The 21,748-nt window shown below is 60.8% G+C and carries 20 protein-coding genes; 7 read left to right on the plus strand and 13 right to left on the minus strand.

Annotated elements, in window-relative coordinates; genetic code table 11:
* Nucleotides 1-139 precede the first annotated feature (139 nt).
* The gene (locus tag AB4N47_RS14965) at nt 140-1,105 is read left to right on the plus strand and encodes a bile acid:sodium symporter family protein (RefSeq protein WP_273528731.1); all 966 of its coding nucleotides are present in this window, start codon (nt 140-142) and stop codon (nt 1,103-1,105) included.
* A gap of 120 nt (nt 1,106-1,225) precedes the next feature.
* Nucleotides 1,226-1,540, plus strand: coding sequence for a quaternary ammonium compound efflux SMR transporter SugE (gene sugE / locus AB4N47_RS14970; protein ID WP_341638828.1), 315 nt, complete (start codon nt 1,226-1,228; stop codon nt 1,538-1,540).
* A 114-nt stretch (nt 1,541-1,654) separates the two neighbouring features.
* On the opposite strand, the gene AB4N47_RS14975 is transcribed toward sugE, so the two are convergent.
* The 3 genes from AB4N47_RS14975 to AB4N47_RS14985 form a co-directional block, all read right to left on the minus strand.
* Complete coding sequence (locus AB4N47_RS14975; protein WP_341638827.1) at nt 1,655-3,526, minus strand: MFS transporter; 1,872 nt, start codon at nt 3,524-3,526, stop codon at nt 1,655-1,657.
* Nucleotides 3,527-3,622: 96 nt separating this feature from the next.
* Complete coding sequence (locus tag AB4N47_RS14980) at nt 3,623-4,774, minus strand: TDT family transporter (RefSeq protein ID WP_341638826.1); 1,152 nt, start codon at nt 4,772-4,774, stop codon at nt 3,623-3,625.
* A gap of 114 nt (nt 4,775-4,888) precedes the next feature.
* A complete protein-coding gene (locus tag AB4N47_RS14985) occupies nt 4,889-6,076 on the minus strand; it encodes an MFS transporter (RefSeq protein ID WP_341638836.1) in 1,188 nt (395 codons plus the stop codon).
* 103 nt (nt 6,077-6,179) lie between these two features.
* Here AB4N47_RS14985 and AB4N47_RS14990 point away from each other — a divergent pair, with 103 nt between their 5' ends.
* Nucleotides 6,180-6,722: a TetR/AcrR family transcriptional regulator gene (locus tag AB4N47_RS14990; RefSeq protein WP_341638825.1), complete on the plus strand. Its 543-nt coding sequence runs from the start codon at nt 6,180-6,182 to the stop codon at nt 6,720-6,722.
* A 209-nt stretch (nt 6,723-6,931) separates the two neighbouring features.
* The gene (locus AB4N47_RS14995; RefSeq protein WP_341638824.1) at nt 6,932-10,402 is read left to right on the plus strand and encodes a hybrid sensor histidine kinase/response regulator; all 3,471 of its coding nucleotides are present in this window, start codon (nt 6,932-6,934) and stop codon (nt 10,400-10,402) included.
* A 438-nt stretch (nt 10,403-10,840) separates the two neighbouring features.
* Here the strand turns inward: AB4N47_RS14995 and AB4N47_RS15000 are convergent, their stop codons facing one another.
* Together AB4N47_RS15000 and AB4N47_RS15005 are read right to left on the minus strand one after the other, a co-directional pair.
* Nucleotides 10,841-12,205: a DNA recombination protein RmuC gene (locus tag AB4N47_RS15000; RefSeq protein ID WP_164558317.1), complete on the minus strand. Its 1,365-nt coding sequence runs from the start codon at nt 12,203-12,205 to the stop codon at nt 10,841-10,843.
* Between the two features lie 175 nt (nt 12,206-12,380).
* Entirely contained in the window at nt 12,381-12,704 is a 324-nt protein-coding gene (locus AB4N47_RS15005) for an SEL1-like repeat protein (protein ID WP_024012181.1), read from the minus strand.
* 911 nt (nt 12,705-13,615) lie between these two features.
* On the opposite strand from AB4N47_RS15005, the gene AB4N47_RS15010 reads away from it, so the two are divergent.
* The 3 genes from AB4N47_RS15010 (at nt 13,616) to AB4N47_RS15020 (ending at nt 16,012) form a co-directional block, all read left to right on the plus strand.
* Entirely contained in the window at nt 13,616-13,840 is a 225-nt protein-coding gene (locus AB4N47_RS15010) for a hypothetical protein (RefSeq protein ID WP_016773719.1), read from the plus strand.
* 271 nt (nt 13,841-14,111) lie between these two features.
* On the plus strand, nt 14,112-14,594 hold the full coding sequence (locus AB4N47_RS15015) for a hypothetical protein (RefSeq protein WP_024012180.1): 483 nt from the start codon (nt 14,112-14,114) through the stop codon (nt 14,592-14,594).
* 146 nt (nt 14,595-14,740) lie between these two features.
* Nucleotides 14,741-16,012 (plus strand): OmpP1/FadL family transporter, encoded by a 1,272-nt coding sequence (locus tag AB4N47_RS15020; RefSeq protein WP_016773717.1) that lies wholly within the window; start codon nt 14,741-14,743, stop codon nt 16,010-16,012.
* 210 nt (nt 16,013-16,222) lie between these two features.
* Here AB4N47_RS15020 and AB4N47_RS15025 read toward each other — a convergent pair whose 3' ends face one another.
* The 8 genes from AB4N47_RS15025 to cobU all read right to left on the minus strand — a co-directional run bounded on the left by AB4N47_RS15025 (nt 16,223) and on the right by cobU (nt 21,667).
* Nucleotides 16,223-16,783, minus strand: coding sequence for a glutathione peroxidase (locus AB4N47_RS15025; RefSeq protein WP_071171497.1), 561 nt, complete (start codon nt 16,781-16,783; stop codon nt 16,223-16,225).
* A 54-nt stretch (nt 16,784-16,837) separates the two neighbouring features.
* Nucleotides 16,838-16,960: a hypothetical protein gene (locus AB4N47_RS15030; protein WP_024012178.1), complete on the minus strand. Its 123-nt coding sequence runs from the start codon at nt 16,958-16,960 to the stop codon at nt 16,838-16,840.
* Nucleotides 16,957-18,165, minus strand: coding sequence for an MFS transporter (locus AB4N47_RS15035; protein ID WP_460154266.1), 1,209 nt, complete (start codon nt 18,163-18,165; stop codon nt 16,957-16,959). Before AB4N47_RS15035 ends, AB4N47_RS15030 begins: the two co-directional genes overlap by 4 nt.
* A 52-nt stretch (nt 18,166-18,217) precedes the next feature.
* Nucleotides 18,218-18,622 carry a MarR family winged helix-turn-helix transcriptional regulator gene (locus AB4N47_RS15040; RefSeq protein WP_016773714.1) on the minus strand — a complete coding sequence of 135 codons (405 nt, stop codon included), beginning with the start codon at nt 18,620-18,622 and terminating at the stop codon, nt 18,218-18,220.
* A 175-nt stretch (nt 18,623-18,797) separates the two neighbouring features.
* Nucleotides 18,798-19,520 (minus strand): adenosylcobinamide-GDP ribazoletransferase, encoded by a 723-nt coding sequence (locus AB4N47_RS15045; protein WP_341638822.1) that lies wholly within the window; start codon nt 19,518-19,520, stop codon nt 18,798-18,800.
* Between the two features lies 1 nt (nt 19,521).
* Nucleotides 19,522-20,097, minus strand: coding sequence for an alpha-ribazole phosphatase family protein (gene cobC, locus AB4N47_RS15050; RefSeq protein ID WP_110601185.1), 576 nt, complete (start codon nt 20,095-20,097; stop codon nt 19,522-19,524).
* On the minus strand, nt 20,094-21,149 hold the full coding sequence (cobT, locus tag AB4N47_RS15055) for a nicotinate-nucleotide--dimethylbenzimidazole phosphoribosyltransferase (RefSeq protein ID WP_341638821.1): 1,056 nt from the start codon (nt 21,147-21,149) through the stop codon (nt 20,094-20,096). Before cobT ends, cobC begins: the two co-directional genes overlap by 4 nt.
* A complete protein-coding gene (gene cobU, locus AB4N47_RS15060) occupies nt 21,146-21,667 on the minus strand; it encodes a bifunctional adenosylcobinamide kinase/adenosylcobinamide-phosphate guanylyltransferase (RefSeq protein ID WP_341638820.1) in 522 nt (173 codons plus the stop codon). The genes cobT and cobU overlap by 4 nt, the downstream gene beginning before the upstream one ends.
* Nucleotides 21,668-21,748 lie beyond the last annotated feature (81 nt).

A 21,748-nucleotide genomic window follows, 5' to 3' on the forward strand; every position in this document is an offset into this window, starting at 1 on the left:
TGTGAAAGCTTAAAGATCGCAGCCTTCGGCAGCTCCTACATGAGACGAATTTTCCTGTAGGAGCTGCCGAAGGCTGCGATCTTTTTGTTGGCGACGTATGCTTAGCTTCCTAACGCTTTCACATAACAAGGATCAAGCCATGCGCGCACTGGCTGCACTCAGCCGCTTTGTCGGCAATACCTTCGCTTACTGGGTTCTGATATTCGCCGTCGTGGCCTTTCTGCAACCGGCGTGGTTCATCGGCCTGAAAAGCGCGATCGTACCGCTGCTGGGTCTGGTGATGTTCGGCATGGGCCTGACCCTCAAACTCGACGACTTCGCTGCCGTCGCTCGCCATCCGTGGCGGGTGGCGCTGGGCGTGGTTGCGCATTTCGTGATCATGCCCGGTGTGGCGTGGTTGCTCTGCCAGGTGTTTCACCTGCCTCCGGAAATCGCCGTCGGGGTGATTCTGGTCGGTTGCTGCCCGAGCGGCACCTCTTCGAACGTGATGACCTGGCTGGCACGCGGTGATCTGGCGCTTTCCGTGGCCATTGCTGCCGTCACCACGCTCCTCGCCCCGCTGCTGACCCCGGCACTGATCTGGCTGCTGGCCTCGGCGTGGTTGCCGGTATCGTTCATGGAGCTGTTCTGGTCGATCCTGCAAGTGGTGCTGCTGCCGATCGTTCTCGGCGTGGTCGCGCAGCGTCTGCTCGGCGACAAGGTGCGGCATGCGGTGGATGTGTTGCCGCTGGTGTCGGTGGTCAGCATCGTGATTATCGTCACCGCCGTGGTGGCGGCGAGTCAGGCGAAAATCGCCGAGTCCGGCCTGCTGATCATGGCCGTGGTCATGCTGCACAACAGCTTCGGTTATCTGCTCGGCTACTTCACCGGGCGCCTGTTCGGCCTGCCGCTGGCTCAGCGCAAGTCGCTGGCACTGGAAGTCGGCATGCAGAATTCGGGCTTGGGCGCGGCATTGGCCAGTGCGCACTTCTCGCCACTGGCGGCTGTGCCGAGCGCGCTGTTCAGCGTTTGGCACAATATTTCCGGAGCACTGCTGTCGACGTACTTCCGGCGCATGAGCGAGAAGGAAGACCGCGACAGCCTCGCACAACGGGCTGCCGATTGAGGCTGAAAACTTGATCCCCGAGTTAATGCTCGTCAGTATATTGCGCAACGCGGGGACGACCCTGCGGCTCGCTCGAGTCATTAATCTGGGGACGACCCCGTCAATCGATGGAGGTCCTGCATGTCCTGGATCATTCTGTTTTGCGCCGGCCTGTTCGAAGTAGGCTGGGCCGTCGGCCTGAAATACACCGACGGCTTCACCCGCCCGCTTCCCACCGCCCTCACCGTCGCCGCCATGGCCATCAGCCTTGGTTTGCTCGGTCTGGCGATGAAGGAATTGCCGCTGGGTACGGCTTATGCGATCTGGACCGGTGTCGGTGCCGTGGGCACAGTGATCGCCGGGATCATTCTGTTTGGCGAATCAATGGCGCTGATTCGACTCTTCAGTGTGGCGTTGATCGTTACCGGGTTGATTGGCCTTAAAGTCAGCGCTTAAGCCACTACCGTCTTCGCGAGCAGGCTCGCTCCCACATTCAACCGCGTTCCGTCATTGGAACAGGGTCAACTGTGGGAGCGAGCCTGCTCGCGAAGGGGCCTTTTGATACACCGACTATCTAACAGCCCCGCGCAACTCCCCCACCAACACCTGCAACTTCGCCGGCTCCGTCCCTTCGGTAATCGCCGGCCCCGCCACCAGCGTCACCCGCGACCACAAGCGATGGAACAAGCCCTTGTTCGGATCGCGACTGAAGAAACTCCCCCACAATCCTTGCAGCGCCAGCGGAATCACCGGTACTGGGGTCTCTTCGAGAATCCGCGTCACGCCGCCACGAAACTCGTTGATCTCGCCATCGGCGGTCAATTTGCCTTCCGGGAAAATGCACACCAGTTCGCCGTCCTTCAGATACCGGGCAATGCGCGTGAAGGCTTTTTCGTAGATCTGGATATCTTCCTGGCGTCCGGCGATAGGAATCGCGCCCGCCGTGCGAAAGATGAAGTTCAGCACCGGCAGGTTGTAGATCTTGTAGTACATGACAAAGCGAATCGGCCTACGCACGGCACCGCCGATGAGCAAGGCGTCAACGAACGACACGTGGTTGCACACCAGCAGCGCCGCGCCCTCGTCCGGGATCGCTTCAAGGTTGCGGTGCTCGACGCGGTACATGGAATGGCTGAGCAGCCAGATCATGAAGCGCATGCTGAATTCCGGAACGATCTTGAAGATGTAGGCGTTGACGCCGATGTTCAGCAGCGACACCACCAGGAACAGTTGCGGGATCGACAGCTTGGCGACGCTTAACAACACGATCGAAACAATCGCCGACACCACCATAAACAGCGCGTTGAGAATGTTGTTGGCGGCAATCACCCGCGCCCGTTCGTTTTCAGCCGTGCGCGACTGGATCAGCGCGTACAGCGGCACAATATAGAATCCACCGAAAATGCCGAGGCCTAGGATGTCGATCAACACCGCCCAGGTGTGCACGAAGCCCAGCACGGCAATCCAGCTATGGCCGGTGACGCTGTCCGGGATCCCACCGGAATGCCACCACAGCAACAGGCCGAACACGGTCAGGCCCAACGAGCCGAACGGCACCAGACCGATCTCGACTTTGCGCCCTGAGAGCTTTTCGCAGAGCATCGAACCCAGGGCGATACCTACCGAGAACACGGTCAGAATCAGGGTGACCACGGTTTCGTCGCCGTGCATCCATTCCTTGGCGTAGGCCGGGATCTGCGTCAGGTAGATCGCCCCGACAAACCAGAACCACGAGTTACCGACAATCGAGCGCGACACCGCAGGTGTCTGGCCCAGACCGAGTTTCAGCGTCGCCCAGGACTGGCTGAAGATGTTCCAGTTCAGGCGCATTTCCGGCGACGAGGCCGCCGCGCGCGGAATGCTGCGGCTGGCCAGATAACCCAGCATGGCAATGCCGACGATCGCTGCGGAGACTACCGGCGCGTAGTGCTCGGACGACATCATGATCCCGGCGCCGATGGTGCCGGCGAGAATCGCCAGAAACGTGCCCATTTCCACCAGACCGTTGCCGCCGACCAGTTCATCGTCGCGCAAGGCCTGCGGCAGGATCGAATACTTCACTGGGCCGAACAACGCCGAGTGCGTGCCCATGGCGAACAGTGCCACCAGCATCAGCGACAGATGATCGAAGAGAAAGCCGATCGATCCTACGGCCATGATGGCGATTTCCGCGAGCTTGATCAGACGGATCAGCGCGTCCTTGGCGAATTTTTCCCCGAACTGCCCGGCCAGCGCCGAGAACAGGAAAAACGGCAGGATAAACAGCAGCGCGCAGAGGTTGACCCAGATCGAGCGATCGCCCTCGATGGTCAACCGATAGAGGATGGCGAGGATCAACGACTGCTTGAACACGTTGTCGTTAAACGCGCCGAGCGACTGGGTAATAAAGAAGGGCAAAAAGCGCCGGGTGCGCAACAGGTTGAACTGTGAGGGGTGACTCATCTTCCGTGTTTCCTGATGTTAGGTAGTGAGGCCTGGGTGCTTGTTATTGGATTCCCGCACCACGATCCAGGCCACACCTTACCTAAACTTTTCGGATTATTTCTTCAAACCTGCAATACACGGCGAGACAAACAGCTCGCCACGCCACGCGCCCTGCACGGTGCGCTTGCCGACGATCAGCCACATTGCCGCCAACAAAATCACCAGCGCGGTACCGAATACACTGAAAAACGTCAGGTTGAGGATGCTTGCCAGTTTCAGCGTCGCCAGCGAATACACGCCCAACGGGAAGGTGAAGCCCCACCAGCCGAGGTTGAACGGAATGCCGTCGCGTAGATAACGTACGGTGATCAACAGTGCCATCAACATCCACCACAGACCAAAACCCCACAGCGTGATCCCGGCGACCAGACCCAGGCCCGCAGCGATCTCACCGACGCCGGGCAGACCATTAGCGGCAAAAATCGCTGGCGCCTCACCGCCCAACAGCAACATGCCCAGCGCACCGGTGCCGATCGGACCGAGGGCCAGCCAGCTCGACGCGGCCATGTTTTCGTGGGGCAGTTTGTGCAAGGCCATGCGCAGCAACAGAATGGTGAGAATGCTGAACGCCACTGGCAGGGAGAAAGCCCAGAGCACATAACTGGTGGTCAGTACGACGAGTTGCCCATGGGCGTCGGTCAGATGCGGCGCGAGCAAGCCGCCGCTGGCCGCTGCCACTTCCGCCGCCACCACCGGCAGCAACCAGACCGCGGTCATCTGATCGATGCTGTGTTCCTGGCGGGTAAACATCATGTACGGAATCAGCACACCGCAGGCCAGCGACATCGCCACATCGGTCCACCACAACACTTCAACGATATGAATGACACCGTCCCCCCAGCGCGGCAGGCCGAACAACAGAAAGCCGTTGATGATCGTCGCTAGGCCCATGGGAATGGTGCCGAAAAACATCGATACAGTCGAATGGCCGAAAATCCGCCGCGCCTCGTCAAAGAACAAAATCCAGCGCGCGGCGTAGGCAGCGGTAAACAGTGTGAACAAGAGAATATTGAACAACCACAGCCCCTCGGCCACGGCGCGCAATCCGGGAATGGCCAGCGGCAACTGGGCAAGCGCCAATGCCAGCACACCGGTACCCATGGTCGCAGCGAACCAGTTCGGCGTGAACTGGCGGATCACTTCACGAGGATGTTGAGGGTGGCTGAAAGGTTTGTAGCCGGGGGTGACACTGTTGCGGCAAGTCATCATGAACTCCTGTCCCCTGGTGAGGTTGAGTCCATGGTAGATCCGAATCGAATATCGATATAACGGGTAATATCTCTAACTGTTATCTGTTTTGCAGATAAGCGTCCACACGCGCTAAGGAGCGCTGCAAACTCTGCCCGTCTGCGGACACAGACTGAGCAGCAGCGCAGCAACGGCCAGCACGATCAACACAACGCCGTAACCGTCGGTGGTCGCCAGCAGTCCAAAGTTGCGCGCCAGATACCCGGCCAGCAGCGCCGGCAGACAGAACGCCAGATAGCTGAGCACGTAATACGCTGACATCAAGCCGGCTCGTTCATGCGGCAAAGCCAGCGGCACCAGGCTGCGCACCGCTCCGAGAAAGCCCGAACCAAAGCCGCAACCGGCGACCAGTGTGCCGAAGAAAAACAGCGGCAGACTGGCGCCATGCACGCCGAGCAAAATCAGAATCAGCCCGACCGGCAGCAGGCTCGCGCCCAGACGCAGCGCCTGAGCGGCCGGGCGATTGCGCATCGTAAAAATCATCAACGCACCGGTCACGGTGAGCGCCGCGACCGTCGCACCGCCGATCAGATTGGAGGTAGAGCCAGTGGCCGTGCGCACCAACGACGGTGCCAGCGAAGCGTAAAAACCTCCGAGCGCCCAGGTCGCGGTGTTCAGTGGCAGCACTCGCCATAACGTTGAACGCGCTTGCACCGGTACGTGCAAGGTGGGCCGCAACGACACCAACGCCCCGCCTTGCCGCGAGACACTTTCCGGCAGGCGCCAGACATACATGCCTTGCAACACGAACAACGCCAACAGTAACCAATAGGTCAGTTGCAACGGCGCCGGTGCAAGTTCTGCCAGCAAGCCACAGCCCAAACCGCCCAGAGCCATCCCGAGTAACGGCGCGACACTGTTGATCAGCGGCCCCTGCTGCCGGTCGGTGTCGAGCAGCGTTGCGCTCAAAACGGCAGTGGCCATGCCAGTGGCAAAACCCTGCAACACCCGTGCGCTGATCAACCAAGCCACGCTATCGGCATAGATGAACAGCAACATGGCCAGTGCATTGAGCAACACGGCGGTAAAGATCACCGGTTTGCGGCCCAAATGGTCGGAAAGCGAACCGACCGTCAGCAACGCTGCCAACAGACTGAAAGCGTAAACGGCGAAGATCAGCGTCAACATCGCTGCCGAGAAATGCAACTGATCCTGATACAAGTGATACAACGGCGTCGGCGCGGTGGAAGCGGCGAGAAAACTGAGTAAGGTGATCGCCAGAAACCACAAGCTGGACCGGTGGGAAGCGAAATTATTCAAGGGGCTGGTCATGGGCACACTCCGCAAAAGCTAATTTTTTGCTTTTGCGCAGTGTGCTACCGCCCAGCGCTTAAAGCAAATTCTTTGTGTTAAGGTCTGCCGCATGGCTATTAAAGAAGGTTTACGCCCCGGTGGCCGCAGTGCCCGGGTGCAGGAGTCGATTCATTCGGCGGTCAATGCGCTGCTGCAAGAGCAGGAACGTTCCACCGTGACCGTCCCGCAGATTGCCGCCCGCGCGGGGGTTACGCCGTCGACGATCTACCGCCGCTGGGGTGATCTGGCGGCATTGCTGGCGGACGTCGCCCTCGCCCGCATGCGCCCGGACAGCGAGCCGGCGAACACTGGCAGCCTGCGCGGCGATATCCGTGCGTGGGCCGAGCAGTATCTTGACGAGATGAGTTCAGAGGTCGGGCGCAACATGATGCGCGACGTGCAGGCCAGCGCTACGCCGGGCTATTGCGTGGCGATCATCGGTGCGCAGTTGCAGACCATTGTTGATCGCTACCCGGATGAAAAGACACCGAGTGTCGACCGCTTGATCAATCTGGTGGTGGCGCCGGTGGTGTTCCGGATTCTGTTTTCGGCCACGGCGCTGGAGATTGAAGAGCTCCATCGCCTGATCGATATTGCGCTGCGTCTGGACTGACGCGCTCGCTCCCACAAGGAAATGCATTCCAATTGTGGGAGCGAGCCTGCTCGCGAAGAGGCCCGCCCGGGCACCACAAAAACCACCCGGTACCCCGCCTGCGACACCCCGCCACGCCACGACCTTGGTCGACACTGACTAACCGCCGCGCCCGTGCGAGACTGTCCGCCCGGGCAGGAGTGCCGGGAGTCATTTGTCGGGAGTGCTGCATGTCGTTGTCCACCGGGCTGATCGCCGTCGTTGCCCTGGCCTACATGGCCATCATGTTCGCTATCGCCTTCTACGGCGACCGTCGCAGCACACCGTTGCCGCCGCGGGTGCGTGCCTGGGTGTACAGCCTGTCGCTGGCGGTCTACTGCACCAGCTGGACGTTCTTCGGCGCGGTCGGTCAGGCGGCGGAACAACTGTGGTCATTCCTGCCGATCTACCTCGGGCCGATCCTGCTGCTGGTCGGCGCGCCGTGGGTCCTGCAGAAAATGGTGATGATCAGCAAACAGGAGAACATCACCTCCATCGCCGACTTCATCGCCGCGCGCTACGGCAAGTCACAATCGCTGGCGGTGGTGGTCGCGCTGATCTGTCTGGTCGGCGTGTTGCCCTATATTGCCCTGCAACTCAAAGGCATTGTCCTTGGCGTGAACCTGTTGATCGGCGCCGGCGCCGATGCCATGGGCACCCGCGCTCAAGACACGGCACTGATCGTGTCGCTGGTGCTGGCGTTGTTCACCATCGTCTTCGGTACGCGCAACCTCGACGCCACCGAACACCACCGTGGCATGGTGCTGGCGATTGCCTTTGAATCGCTGGTCAAGCTGTTCGCCTTTCTCGCCGTCGGCGCCTTCGTCACGTACGGCCTGTATGACGGTTTCGACGACCTGTTCAATCAGGCGATGCTCGCCCCGCGCCTTGAGGCGTATTGGAAGGAAACCATCAACTGGCCATCGATGGTGGTGCAGACCGGCGTGGCGATGATGGCGATCATCTGCCTGCCGCGGCAATTTCACGTGACCGTGGTGGAGAACATCGACCCTCAGGATCTGCGTCTGGCGAAATGGGTCTTCCCCGCCTATCTGGCATTGGCCGCACTGTTTGTAGTCCCGATCGCCCTTGCCGGTCAGATGATGCTGCCCAACCACGTGCTGCCCGACTCGTTCGTGATCAGCCTGCCGCTGGCCCAGGCCCATCCGGCGCTGGCAATGCTGGCGTTTATCGGCGGCGCATCGGCAGCGACCGGCATGGTGATTGTCGCCAGCGTTGCGCTGTCGACCATGGTTTCCAACGACATGCTGTTGCCGTGGCTGTTGCGCCGCAACAACGCCGAGCGCCCGTTCGAAGTGTTCCGCCAGTGGATGCTCTCGGTGCGCCGCGTGAGTATTGTGGTGATTCTGCTGCTGGCCTACGTCAGTTATCGCTTGCTCGGCTCGACCGCAAGCCTGGCGACCATCGGCCAGATCGCCTTCGCCGCGGTGACGCAACTGGCGCCTGCCATGCTCGGCGCGCTGTACTGGAAACAGGCCAACCGCCGGGGCGTGTTCGCCGGCCTCGCCACCGGCACCTTCCTCTGGTTCTACACGCTGGTGCTGCCGATTGCCGCGCACAGTCTCGGCTGGTCACTGGCGAGTTTCCCCGGGCTGGCGTGGCTGCACAGCAATCCACTGAACCTGCCGATCACCCCGCTGACTCAAGGCGTGGTGCTGTCGCTGGCGGGTAACTTCACCCTGTTCGCCTGGGTCTCGGTGCTCTCGCGCACGCGGGTTTCCGAGCACTGGCAGGCCGGGCGTTTCATCGGCCAGGAAATCAGCGCGCGACCTAATGCCCGTTCGATGCTGGCTGTGCAGATCGACGATCTGCTGCAACTGGCGGCGCGTTTTGTCGGCGAAGAACGCGCGCGGCAGAGTTTCATTCGCTTTGCCTACCGTCAGGGCAAGGGCTTCAACCCCAACCAGAACGCCGACAGCGAATGGATTGCCCACACCGAACGCTTGCTCGCCGGTGTCCTCGGCGCTTCTTCGACACGGGCCGTAGTAAAGGCCGCCATCGAAGGTCGGGAAATGCAGTTGGAGGACGTAGTCCGAATCGCTGACGAAGCCTCGGAAGTGCTGCAGTTCAACCGCGCCCTGCTGCAAGGCGCGATCGAGAACATCACCCAGGGCATCAGCGTAGTCGACCAGTCGCTGAAACTGGTGGCGTGGAACCGGCGTTATCTGGAGCTGTTCAACTACCCCGACGGCCTGATCAGCGTCGGCCGGCCGATTGCCGACATCATTCGCTACAACGCCGAACGCGGCTTGTGCGGCCCCGGCGAAGCGGAAGTGCACGTCGCGCGACGCTTGCACTGGATGCGTCAGGGCCGCGCGCACACTTCCGAACGGCTGTTCCCCAATGGCCGGGTGATCGAGCTGATCGGCAACCCGATGCCCGGCGGCGGATTTGTCATGAGCTTCACCGACATCACCGCGTTCCGCGAAGCCGAACAGGCGCTGACCGAGGCTAACGAAGGGCTGGAGCAACGGGTCAGCGAACGCACCCAGGAACTGTCGCAACTCAATGTCGCGCTCACCGAAGCCAAGGGCAATGCCGAGGCGGCCAACCAGTCGAAAACCCGCTTCCTCGCCGCCGTCAGCCACGACTTGATGCAACCGCTTAACGCCGCGCGACTTTTCTCCGCCGCCCTCTCCCACCAGAACGAAGGCTTGAGCGCAGAGGCGCAACAACTGGTGCAACACCTCGACAGCTCGCTGCGTTCGGCGGAAGACCTGATCAGCGATCTGCTGGACATCTCGCGCCTGGAAAACGGCAAGATCAACCCGGATCGCAAAGCCTTCGCCGTCAACGAACTGTTCGACACCCTCGGCGCAGAATTCAAGGCGCTGGCCCAAGAGCAAAAGCTCACGTTCCGGGTGCGTGGCAGTCAATTGCGCATCGACAGCGACATCAAACTGCTGCGGCGGATTCTGCAGAATTTCCTCACCAACGCGTTCCGCTACGCCAAAGGCCCGGTGCTGCTGGGCGTGCGTCGGCGCGGTGGCGAGCTGTGTCTGGAAGTCTGGGATCGCGGCCCGGGCATTCCGGAAGACAAGCAGCAAGTGATTTTCGAAGAGTTCAAACGCCTCGACAGCCACCAGACCCGCGCCGAAAAAGGCCTGGGCCTGGGACTGGCGATCGCCGATGGCTTGTGCCGCGTGCTCGGGCACACCCTGCGCGTTCGCTCCTGGCCGGGGCGCGGCAGTGTGTTCAGCGTGACGGTGCCGATCGCCCGCACGCAAACGCCTCCAGTCAGCGCCACGGTGGAACTGAACGGAAAACTGCTCAGCGGCGCGCAGGTACTGTGCATCGATAACGAAGACAGCATCCTGATCGGCATGAACAGCCTGTTGAGCCGCTGGGGCTGCCAAGTGTGGACGGCGCGCAATCGCGAAGAATGCGCAGCGATATTGGATGAAGGTGTGCGGCCACAACTGGCGCTGGTCGACTATCACCTCGACCACGGCGATACCGGCACAGAGCTGATGGCGTGGTTGCGCACGCGCCTGGGCGAGCCGGTACCCGGCGTGGTCATCAGCGCGGATGGACGCCCGGAGACCGTGGCGCAAGTGCATGCGGCGGGCCTGGATTATCTGGCCAAACCGGTGAAGCCGGCGGCGTTGCGGGCACTGCTGAGTCGGTATTTGCCGTTGTAGAAGGTGACCTTGCAGAAGCCTTCGCGAGCAGGCTCGCTCCCACAGAAAAGCAAAAGCAAAAGATCGCAGCCTTCGTCAGCTCCTACACAATGAGCGTTAGCTCGAGTGCTTTTGATTTTGATCCACCGGCGACGTCGGAAGGCTGAGCGGAGGGATTGGTCCGGGCGTGGGAGCGCAGCGACCGTCTGGCGCAGCCAGACACAGCGCAAGGAGGTGCAGCGAAGCAAACCGGAGCCGCTGCGCCCGGATCGATCCCGGAGCGAAGGGACCCGAGCTTGCGAGGGCCGAACGTAGGAGCAAGCGTTTTTTTGCTTATTTTTTTACTGGGCCGGCATTCCGGGCGTTTGTAAAAAAAGTGAGTCGCCGTAAGGGCGAAACCGCCAGCCGCCATCACCGCAGCAACGGATATGCCCCCAAAATCAGCCCAAAAAACGACGCCTACTCAGGCAACTCAACCAACCCATCAACATCCGTCATCGCCCGCTCGAGCAAATCCGCCGGCAAGCTCTTGCTTGCCCGCGCACCGAGCAACTTCAACTGCTCACTGCGGCTGACCAGATTACCGCGCCCCTCTGTCAGCTTGTTACGCGCGGAGCTGTAAGCCTTGTCCAGTTGCTGCAGACGATTGCCGACTTCGTCCAGATCCTGAATAAACAACACGAACTTGTCGTACAGCCAGCCCGCGCGCTCGGCGATTTCCCGGGCATTCTGGCTCTGCCGCTCCTGCTTCCACAGACTGTCGATCACCCGCAACGTGGCCAGCAGCGTAGTCGGGCTGACGATGACGATGTTACGGTCGAAGGCTTCCTGAAACAGCGAAGGCTCAGCCTGCAATGCCGCAGAAAATGCCGCTTCGATCGGTACGAACAGCAAAACGAAATCGAGGCTGTGCAAGCCTTCCAGACGCTTGTAATCCTTGCCGGCCAGACCTTTGACATGATTGCGCAGCGACAACACGTGCTGCTTGATCGCGATCTGCCCCAATGTGTCGTCATCAGCCGCAACATATTGTTGATAGGCCGTGAGACTGACTTTCGAGTCGACCACCACCTGCTTGTCGCCGGGCAGATAAATGATCACATCGGGCTGGAAGCGCTCACCGTCCGGGCCTTTGAGATTGACCTGAGTCTGATACTCGCGGCCCTTCTCCAGACCCGCGTGCTCAAGAACGCGCTCGAGGATCAATTCGCCCCAATTGCCCTGGGTTTTCTGGCCCTTGAGCGCGCGAGTCAGGTTGGTGGCTTCGTCGCTCAGACGCAGGTTCAACGCCTGCAAACGCTCCAGCTCCTTGGCCAGCGAAAAACGCTCGCGGGCTTCGGCCTGATAGCTTTCTTCAACGCGTTTTTCAAAGGACTGGATGCGCTCTTTCAACGGATCAAGCAACTGCCCGAGCCGCTGCTGGCTGGTTTCGGCAAAGCGCTGCTCACGCTCATCGAAGATCTTGCCGGCCAGCTCGGCGAATTGCGCGCGCAGTTCATCGCGTGAGCCTTGCAGGTCGTTGAGACGTTGTTGATGGCTTTCCTGTTGCTCTCGCAGTTCGGCGCTCAGCGAGGCAGCGTGGGCGTCGAGGCGGCGTAACTCAGCGTCCTTGTTGGCGCGTTCGAGGTTCCAGGCGTGGGAGGCGTCGCGGGCGTCGTCGCGCTCGATCTGCAGCAATTCAACTTCGCGGCGCAGCGCGGCGAGGTCTGCCTGTTTGGCGGCATTGGCCTGGCCGAGATCGGCGATTTCATCGCGACTCGCTTCAAGCTGCGCGGTGAGGCCGTCCTGGGCCAGTTGCGCCATGGCCAGGCGCTCTTCGAGCAAGGCCAGATCGGCCTGGGCATTGCTGGCCCGGCGTTGCAGTTGCCAGGCCAGCGCCAACAGCGGCAACCCTGCCGCCGCAAGACCGAGCAATACGCTGGTCAAGTCCATAGCCATAGCGACTCCTGCCAATCGGATAAAGCCTGAAGGTTAACCAAGGTGTCAGGGCTTGGACAGCTCAGTCTTCGATCAGACCGAGTTCCTGCTGTGCGCGACGGTCACCGGCGCGGGCGGCCTGACGCAGCAGCTCTTGGCCGATACGCCGGTCACGGGCATTGCCGCACTCCCGGCAAATCAATTGGCCGAGGCGGCTTTGTGCCGCGACCACGCCTTCTCGGGCCGGTTGCTTGAGCAGACGGCCGGCCAGGTGCTTGGCGCTGGGACTGTCGCTCAGGCGCGGCGCATCGAGCAGCCATTCGGCCACACGCACGGAAAAACGCTTGGGAGCGGTAACAGAGGTCGGGTTGGAGGTAACAGAGTCTGATACTGAGCGAAACTTCATAAAGCACTGCGGGACAGATCGGAAGGCGCGCCACTTTACTCTCTTTTTCTTACAGGTAAAGTCGAAAAAAACCCGGCACGCCCGTGCTAGAGCAAGCGCTAGGGACAATCCACAGAAGCTGTGGATAAGTCAGTGGACAACCGGTCTACGATCCCCGCAAAGCCTTATGGAATGGGGCTCGCAGTCAAACTGACGATTTTTTCACCAACAAAAAAAGACGATATTTTTCATTGACTTAAACTTTTGATACAGGCAGCGACTGGAGTCAGGATCGATGTGACAGTTGCGTTACGCTCTGCGCAACTAATGTGCACAAGTACCTGTGAGCCGGTTATATGCGTGCGCTTTTTCGGGTCATTTTGCGCAGCTGCGAGCGACCGAAAGGCTCTGCGAAAAGCATGCAGGCCGACGGACGGTGCGACATGACCTTTCCCTGTGATCCTTTTTTTTGGTCATGGGGTTTGCTTCGCCCGAACGGATCCGTTACTATCCGCGGCGTTAGTACCAAGCTGAAAGTCAATTCCGGTCGAACATCTCCCACGGTCAACTTCCAACAGGAAGACATTGCCGAAAAAAGCGGGAACGACCCCTCGATGGTTTCCAGGTAACTCTTGCGACGACGCTGCCTTTGAACGAAAGCAAAGGGCGTTGCGAAGAACACTTACTCTGACCGAACCAACCTGCAAATTGATCAGGATCTTCACCCCGGGCCCAGAACCTTTGCCCTCGCTGTGATGCCTGTCCTCCTAAGTACCTACCTGCCAGCCCAAGCGCGCTCACTTATCAGCGCTTCGAACTGGCTGCTTTGTTCCAGTCGGGTTCTTCGTTCGATCAATGGTGATCAACGTTACTGGAACGTTTTAACGTTGCACGGTTCTTATCCGTGTCATTTGTAGGAACACCTAATAACTATGTCTACTCAAATCCAGACTCAGGATGCCATTCGCACCCTAACCAACGCTTTTGCTCCAATGAACTGCCTGATCATGGCCGCTCGCAAAGGCTGCTTCAGCTTCACCGTGGTCAATGAACACGGCATCGCTCGTCACAGCGAGCGTTTGTACCCCGATCAATACTCCAGCGCCGAACCGCTGCAGGCCGTGATCGAGCGTACCCGCCAGGCACTGGTTGCCTGAAAGCCGGACAGGCTGCAAAAGCAAAGCCCTGCTGAAAAGCGGGGCTTTTTATTGCCTGATATTTCACTTTTAGCGCTGCGCTTCTAAGCATGTTCCGATCTAACGCCCGGGATGCGATGACGGAAATATTTTAAAAACAGGCCTTTACACGCTGAATATGACACTACACTTCAACTCAAGCGGCTTGACCCGCTTGCGGCGAGCCTGAGTCGATCCACAGCTGCCAAAGCCCCTTCAGGACTCGCCCTCAACAACAAGAACCGAGGGTGTTATGGGTATCGCTGCCAGCGAACTGTGCCGCTATGTGATCCGTCCCACACTGATTTATCTGGGACGCCACTGCGCAACTGCCGAATCCCTGCTGCTGGGTATCGCCGCCAGCCAGTCCGCCCTCGGGTCTGCCCTGCATGACCGCCGTGGCCACGGCCTCTACCGGATTGCCGAGCATCGCCATCAGGCCCTCTGGGACGATTATCTGGCGCTCGATCCGGAGCGCGCCAGCCTGGTGCGCGGCCTGGCCAGTCAGCATGCGTTCCTCAGCGGCCCGCATCTGGAACTGACCGTCAACCTGCGTTACGCCACGGCCATCGCCTGGCTGCTGGTAGAAGAACAAAACCCCACCCTCCCCGCTCCGACCGACCTGCTCGGCATGGCGCGCATCTGGCGCCAGACCTTTCAACCGCAAGGTCGTCTGCGCGACTTCACCTATGCCTGGCAAACCTGTGTTTCACCGCTGAATCAGGTCGCTTGCTGACCGGGCGGTTTCACAAGTTCTCGCATCAGGTCGCCATTTTGGTCGGATTGTCCTACAAAACCGCTCTAACTCAAGGCATACAGGCTATAGCGCTGGGACGAAAATGTTGGTAATTTTCGCCCCGGTGATCACCAGGAGTTCTAATAATGAAAAAAGTCATGCTCAAAACCACCCTTAGCCTCGCCGTTACCCTTGCCTCCACTCAAATCTTCGCGGCAGGTTTTGCCCTCAACGAACAAAGCATCAGTGGGATGGGGACTGGTTTTGCCGGGCGATCTTCTTCTGCCGACGACGCAAGCACTGTTTATGGCAACCCGGCCGGCATGGCGCGCATCAAGCGCGAACAAGTCACCGGCGGTGTCGCCGTTGTCGATGCACACACCGATATCAGCAACGCCAGCTCCAGCCCTAACGGCGGTAGCAACAAAGGCGACATGGTGCCCTTCACCGCTGTACCTATGGGCTTCTATGTAAAACCGATCGATGACCACTGGGCATTCGGTCTCGGTGTGTACGTACCGTTCGGTCTGATCACGGATTACGAAAACGGCTTCGCCGGTCGTTACTTCGGCAGCAAGTCCGAAGTACAAGTCATCACTTTCCAGCCAACCGTCAGCTACGCCTTCAACGACAAGGTGTCGATCGGTTTCGGCCCGACCATCAACCGCATCGACGGCTCGCTGGAATCCAACCTGTCGATCACCCAGGCACTGCCGGACGGCAAGGTCAAGATCAAGGGTGACGACACCGCGCTGGGCTACAACGTCGGCTTGCTGGTCCAGGCCACCGACACCACCCGTGTCGGCCTGACCTACCACTCCAAGGTCGACTACAAGCTCGAAGGCGACACCAAGGTCAACTACAACGCTCTGGCGCTGGTGGGCGTTGGCGCCAACCAGAAGTACGACGCTTCGCTGAAGATCACCACGCCGGAATCCGTGGACCTGTCGGTCACCCAGGCAATCAACGATCGCTGGAACGTCTACGCCGGTACCACTTGGACCCGCTGGAGCCAACTGGACAAGATCACCGTAAAGAACTCCGGCGTGCAGCCTCTGCTGGCCGGTCAGTTCGGTTCGATCAACGAAGACCAGAACTGGCATGACTCCTGGGCGTACGCCGTGGGTACCTCGTACCAGTTGAACAAGGAATGGGTCCTGCGTACCGGTCTGACCTTCGACCAGTCGCCAACCAATAACGAAGACCGCTCGCCGCGTATCCCGACTGGCGACCGCACCATCTTCAGTATCGGTGCCGGCTGGAGCCCGACGGACGACCTGACCATCGACGTCGCGTACTCGTACCTGAAAGAAGAGTCGGTCAACATCCGCAACGAAAACGCGCGTGGCCAGACTTACGATGCCAAGTATGAAAACTCGGCAAACGGCTTCGGTGTCGGCGCGACTTACCGCTTCTGATGCACCGTGGCGAGGCTAACCCCTCGCCCACGAAAAAGCCCCGCACTCTTTACAGAGGCGGGGCTTTTTCATGTCTGCAACTTTTCACTGGAACGACTAAATCACCCCTGTGGGAGCGAGCCTGCTCGCGAAGGCGGTATGTTAGATGTTGATGTGCTAACTGACACATCGCTTCGCGAGCAGGCCCGCTCCCACAGAGAACAGCATTAATCAGGGCTTCAGCGGTTTGGAGGCAATGGCCTTTTCGATCGCCGCAATAAATTCCGGATCATCCGGTTTGGTCAAACTGGAAAAACTCGCCACCACCTTGCCCTGCCGGTCGACCACATACTTGTAGAAATTCCACTTCGGCGCATTGCTCTGCGCGGCCAGCACCTGGAACAGATGCGTGGCGTCGTCGCCGCGAACCTTCTGCGGCTCGGTCATGTTGAAGGTCACGCCATAGTTGGCGTAGCAGACCTTGGCGGTTTCGGCGCTGTCCTTGGACTCCTGCTTGAAGTCATTGGACGGCACGCCGAGCATCTCCAGCCCTTGCGCCTTGTAGCGCTTGTTCAGCGCCTCGAGGCCTTCGAACTGCGGGGCGAAACCGCAGAAGCTGGCGGTATTGACTACCACCAGCGGCTTGTCGGCGTACTGCTTGCACAGATCGATGGATTCCTTGGCGCGCAGCTTGGGCAGCGAGCCTTGCAGCAGCTCAGGACAGTCGGCGGCCTGGGCCAGGCCAGTCAACGCCATCAGCAACGCGGGAACAGCACACCAGCGCATCAACATGTCGAATTTCCTTGGGCAGTCATCAGGCTTCGACGTTACTCGCCACGCTGCCATCTAGCAAATACTCATGCCCAACTGCATCAGCGCCAGACCGCCGCGTTGCCAGCCCCACCACACCAGCGCCAACAGCGCAGCAGCCAGTGCGGTCACGGCGAATCGCGCGCAGATCCGGCTCATGCTGCACTCGCCGCAGCTTGCAGGCGCGCCACCGGACGCTCGCGCACCGGCCAGTTCAGCGCCGCCGCGAGCAGGCTCAAGAGAACCGCCACTTGCCAGATCAAGTCATAACTCCCGGTACGGTCGTACACCACCCCGCCCAGCCAGCCACCAAGGAACGAGCCGAGCTGATGGAACAGAAAGACAATGCCACCGAGCATGGACAAATTGCGCACGCCGAACAAGGTCGCCACCGTACCGTTGGTCAACGGCACCGTCGACAGCCACAGGAAGCCCATGGCTATGCCGAACAGATATGCCGACGTGGTCGTCACCGGCAACCACAGGAACAGCACGATCACCACTGCGCGCAACAGATACAGCGCAGTCAACAGACGCGGTTTGGACATGCGGCCACCAAGCCAGCCGGCGGTGTAAGTGCCGAAAATATTGAACAGTCCGATCAACGCCAGCACCGTAGTGCCGACACTGGCGGGCAGATGCTGATCGACCAGATACGCTGGCGAGTGCACACCGATGAACACCACCTGAAAACCGCAGACAAAAAAGCCGAACGCCAGCAGCCAGAAACCGGGGTGCGAGCAGGCCTCACGCAGCGCTTCGGAAAGAGTCTGTTCATGGCCAAGCACAGGCAGCGGTTTGTCCTTGAGCATGCTCACCAGCGGCACAATCATCGCCACCAACAGGCCCAGCACCAACAGCGCGGCCGACCAGCCGAGCCAGCCGATCAAACCGAGCGTGCCCGGCAACATGGCGAACTGGCCGAACGAACCGGCGGCGCTGGCGATACCCATGCCCATGCTGCGTTTCTCTGGCGGCACAGCGCGACCCACAACACCAAGAATGACCGAAAACGAAGTGCCCGAAAGACCGATACCGATCAGCAGGCCGGCACTCAGTGACAGAGTCACTGCCGAATCAGACAGGCCCATGCACACCAGGCCCGCTGCGTAGAGGATCCCACCGACCAGCACCACTTTCGCCGCGCCGAAGCGGTCGGCCAGGGCGCCGGTGAATGGCTGCGCCAGGCCCCAGATCAGGTTTTGCAGGGCGATGGCGAAGGCAAACACTTCGCGACCCCAGCCGAACTGCGCGCTCATCGGCGACAGGAACAGACCGAACCCGTGGCGCACGCCCAATGACAACGCCAGGATCAGCGCACTCCCCAGCAACACCCAACCGCACGTACGCCACATCGATGTCATTGTTATTCTCCAGTCGCGGGTATATACCCGCTTGAGCGCGAAAAAACCGGCGTCAGGCCAGTTCGTCGAGCAGTTTGAGCAAGGTTTCGCGCTTCTCGGCACCGAGCCGGTCGATCAGCCGCTGTTGCGCCGCTTCCCACGCCGGCAATGCCGCTGCCAGGCGCTGCACACCGGTTTCGGTGAGGCGCACGATACGGTTGCGCATGTCCTCGCCTTCGGCCAGCGCCACCAGACCTTCGCCCTCGAGCACGCGCAAGTTGCGCCCCAAGGTGCTGCGATCCAGCCCCATGGCCTCTGCCAGTTCGGAAATGCTCGGTTGCTCCAGTCGCTGCAGATTGCACAGCAGAGAATACTGGGCAACGTTGATCCCGAAGCCATCGAGAGCGCCGTCGTAATGCCTGCTGACGCCACGCGCGGCGCGACGCAGGTTGGTGCACAAACACTGAGAAGGAAGCATGATGCGTGTATATACCCGCGAGTGTGTTAAATCAAGTTACACATGAGTTTACTATGAACATCATTGTTGCCGGTGAGGCCGCCTTCGCGAGCAGGCTCTCTCCCACAGGCGATTGCATTCCGAAGGTGGGAGCGAGCCTGCTCGCGAAGGGGCCGGCATCATCTACGCAAATCCTTCAGACCAAAGCGAGCCCCACCAACACCCCCATCTCCAGCAATTCCAGCAACGCCCCCGCTGTGTCCCCGGTAGCCCCGCCCAACCGCCGCATCATCAAACGCCGCAGCCAGACAAACCCGACCAGCGAAATCAGCACCGCGCCAATACCCGCGATGAACACGCAGCCCAGCGCACTCAACCCCAGCACCCACCACCCCGCTCTACGCGGCAGATGATCGGCCAGTGCCTGACCCAAGCCGCCCGCACGCACATACGGCGTAGTCAGAAACAACCCCAACAGCGCCGCTCGCCCGAGTACCGGAACGATGATCAGCGCCAGGGTATGCCCTTGCTCGATCAGCGCCAGCAGCGCGGCAAATTTGAGCAACAGGACCAGCACCAGCGTGACCACCGCAATCGGCCCGCTGCGCGGATCTTTCATGATCGTCAGCGTGCGCTCGCGATCACCAAAACCGCCGAGCCAGGCATCGGCGCTGTCGGCCAGGCCATCGAGATGCAGCGCGCCGCTGAGCAATACCCACACGGTCAGCAACAGCGCCGCATGCAGCAACAACGGCGCGCCGGCCAACAACAGATTCAACGCGAAGAGGATCAGCCCGAACAGCAATCCCACCAGCGGATAAAACAGCAGCGAACGGCCGAGCTGGTGCGGCTCGGGCATGCCCGGCAGGCGAATCGGCAGGCTGCTGAGAAACTGCAAGGCGATCCACAGCGGCAACATCTCAGTGACCTTCCTTGAGCGCGCCGTCCGCAGCGACCGTCAGCGCAAACAGCGCACCGTGGCCGACTTCGACATTGAGCAGTTGCTCGCGGGGCAAACTTCGGGCCTGCGCCAACAACAAACGCATCACGCCGCCGTGGCTGACCAGCAGAATCCGTTCGCCGGCGTAAGCCGCGTGCAATCGCGCAACCGCCGCCAACACCCGCGCGGAAAACGCGCTGACCGGCTCCCCCTGCGGTGGCGTGAAGCCATAGGGATCAGCCCAGAACAGCCCCAGCGCTTCAGCATCCGTTTCCATCAACGCCGCCGCGCTCTGCCCTTCCCACGCGCCGAAATGCAGCTCTTGCAGATCCTTGTCCAGATGCACGGACAGGTTCAGTTGCTCGCCGAGTTCAGCAGCGAAGCGCGCGCAGCGCTGCAATGGCGAACTGACGATACGATCCCACGGCCCGCCGTCGACCACCGCTGCACGCATCTGCGTCCAGCCGTTTGCGGTCAGCGCATCGTCGAGGCTGCCGCGCAAGCCGCCGCCGAGTTCCGTTTCGCCGTGGCGCAGCAGATCCAGGCGCAGGCTCATGCCGGGCGATCCGCCACGGCTGCTTCGGCGAACGTCGCCATTTGCCCGTGCAGGTCACAGGCCAGACGCAACAACGGCACTGCCAACGCCGCGCCACTGCCCTCGCCCAGGCGCAGGCCGAGCTCGAGCAGCGGCTCGGCGCTCAAGGTTTCCAGCACATGGCGATGGCCCGGCTCGGCACCGCGATGGCCGAACAACAGCCACTGGCGACAGGCGGGATTCAAGCGCACCGCGACCAGTGCCGCGACCGTGCAGATGAAGCCGTCGACCAGCACCGCGATGCCTTCCTGCGCGCAGGCCAGATAGGCACCAACCAACGCGGCAATCTCGAACCCGCCGAGATTGAACAGCGTCTGCAAGGCATCGCCACGCTGTGCGGCATGCAGCGCCAGCGCGCGTTCAATCACCTGTGCCTTGTGGCTGACGCCAGCGGCATTCAGCCCGGTACCGGGGCCGGTCAGGTGCGCCACCGGGCAATCGAGCAAGGCACAGGCCAGCGCACTGGCCGCCGTGGTGTTGCCGATGCCCATTTCGCCACCGATGAACAACTGGGTGCCGGCGGCTTTCGCGCGCAAGACACTGTCGCGACCGGCCTGCAAGGCCGATTCGCCCTGCGCCTGAGTCATCGCTGCGCCCTGAGCGAAGTTCGCCGTTCCCGCGCCGATGTTCAGATGGCGCACGCCGGGCAGATTCAGCGTCGGATTCACCGTGCCCAGATCGACCACTTCCAGCTGCGCGCCGAGCTGACGCGCCAGCACGCTGATCGCCGCGCCGCCGCTGACAAAGTTGAGCAGCATCTGCCCGGTGACTTCCTGCGGATAAGCCGATACACCTTCGGCTACCACGCCATGGTCGCCAGCGAAAATCGCGATCCAGACTTGCTCCAGCGTTGGCTTGAGCTGACCTTGCAGACCGGCCAGTTGCACGGCCACCGATTCAAGGCGCCCCAGCGAACCGGCCGGTTTGGTCAATTGCTGCTGGCGCTCCGTCGCTTGCGCGATGATGTCCGAGTTCACGGTTTTGCACGGGTTCAGCCACCAGGTCGGGCTCATAACGCAGGTCCTTTCAAAGTCAGGGGCAGGCCGGCGACGGTCAGGACAACTCGCTGACAATGCTCGGCCAGAGCTTGATGCAGCCAACCGGCTTCATCGACATAGCGGCGAGTCAATTCGCCCAGCGGCACGACACCCATTCCGGTCTCGTTGCTGACAAAAATGATTTCACCCGGCAACGACGCCAGGCAGTCGAGCAAGGCTTCACGCTCGGCGGTGAGACGTTTGCTGTCGTCGAGCATCAGCAGATTGGTCAACCACAGGGTCAGGCAATCGACCAGCAGGCAGCGCTCGGCGCCGGCGGATTCGCGCAGTACGCGGGCCAGTTCCAGCGGCTCTTCGATCAACGCCCATTCGGCCGGACGGCGCGCGCGGTGATGGGCGACGCGCTGGTTCATTTCGTCGTCGAGCGGTTGGCTGGTGGCAATATAGGTCACCGCCAGATGGCTGTCGCTGGCGAGTTTTTCCGCCAGACGACTCTTGCCGGAGCGGGCGCCGCCGAGGATCAGTTGGAGCATGGGTTCATCCAAAAATGTGTGGTGAGACAACCGGCCCTTTCGCGGGCAAGCCCGCTCCCACCGTTGATCGCGTCTCCCTGT

The organism is Pseudomonas sp. S3_G06 (assembly GCF_054667565.1).

Coding starts and splice junctions, on each gene's coding strand:
- AB4N47_RS14965 (WP_273528731.1), top strand. CDS start 140: ATGCGCGCACTGGCTGCACTCAGCCGCTTTGTCGGCAATACCTTCGCT.
- sugE (WP_341638828.1), top strand. CDS start 1,226: ATGTCCTGGATCATTCTGTTTTGCGCCGGCCTGTTCGAAGTAGGCTGG.
- AB4N47_RS14975 (WP_341638827.1), bottom strand. CDS start 3,526: ATGAGTCACCCCTCACAGTTCAACCTGTTGCGCACCCGGCGCTTTTTG.
- AB4N47_RS14980 (WP_341638826.1), bottom strand. CDS start 4,774: ATGACTTGCCGCAACAGTGTCACCCCCGGCTACAAACCTTTCAGCCAC.
- AB4N47_RS14990 (WP_341638825.1), top strand. CDS start 6,180: ATGGCTATTAAAGAAGGTTTACGCCCCGGTGGCCGCAGTGCCCGGGTG.
- AB4N47_RS14995 (WP_341638824.1), top strand. CDS start 6,932: ATGTCGTTGTCCACCGGGCTGATCGCCGTCGTTGCCCTGGCCTACATG.
- AB4N47_RS15005 (WP_024012181.1), bottom strand. CDS start 12,704: ATGAAGTTTCGCTCAGTATCAGACTCTGTTACCTCCAACCCGACCTCT.
- AB4N47_RS15010 (WP_016773719.1), top strand. CDS start 13,616: ATGTCTACTCAAATCCAGACTCAGGATGCCATTCGCACCCTAACCAAC.
- AB4N47_RS15015 (WP_024012180.1), top strand. CDS start 14,112: ATGGGTATCGCTGCCAGCGAACTGTGCCGCTATGTGATCCGTCCCACA.
- AB4N47_RS15020 (WP_016773717.1), top strand. CDS start 14,741: ATGAAAAAAGTCATGCTCAAAACCACCCTTAGCCTCGCCGTTACCCTT.
- AB4N47_RS15025 (WP_071171497.1), bottom strand. CDS start 16,783: ATGTTGATGCGCTGGTGTGCTGTTCCCGCGTTGCTGATGGCGTTGACT.
- AB4N47_RS15030 (WP_024012178.1), bottom strand. CDS start 16,960: ATGAGCCGGATCTGCGCGCGATTCGCCGTGACCGCACTGGCTGCTGCG.
- AB4N47_RS15035 (WP_460154266.1), bottom strand. CDS start 18,165: ATGACATCGATGTGGCGTACGTGCGGTTGGGTGTTGCTGGGGAGTGCG.
- AB4N47_RS15040 (WP_016773714.1), bottom strand. CDS start 18,622: ATGCTTCCTTCTCAGTGTTTGTGCACCAACCTGCGTCGCGCCGCGCGT.
- AB4N47_RS15045 (WP_341638822.1), bottom strand. CDS start 19,520: ATGTTGCCGCTGTGGATCGCCTTGCAGTTTCTCAGCAGCCTGCCGATT.
- cobC (WP_110601185.1), bottom strand. CDS start 20,097: ATGAGCCTGCGCCTGGATCTGCTGCGCCACGGCGAAACGGAACTCGGC.
- cobT (WP_341638821.1), bottom strand. CDS start 21,149: ATGAGCCCGACCTGGTGGCTGAACCCGTGCAAAACCGTGAACTCGGAC.
- cobU (WP_341638820.1), bottom strand. CDS start 21,667: ATGCTCCAACTGATCCTCGGCGGCGCCCGCTCCGGCAAGAGTCGTCTG.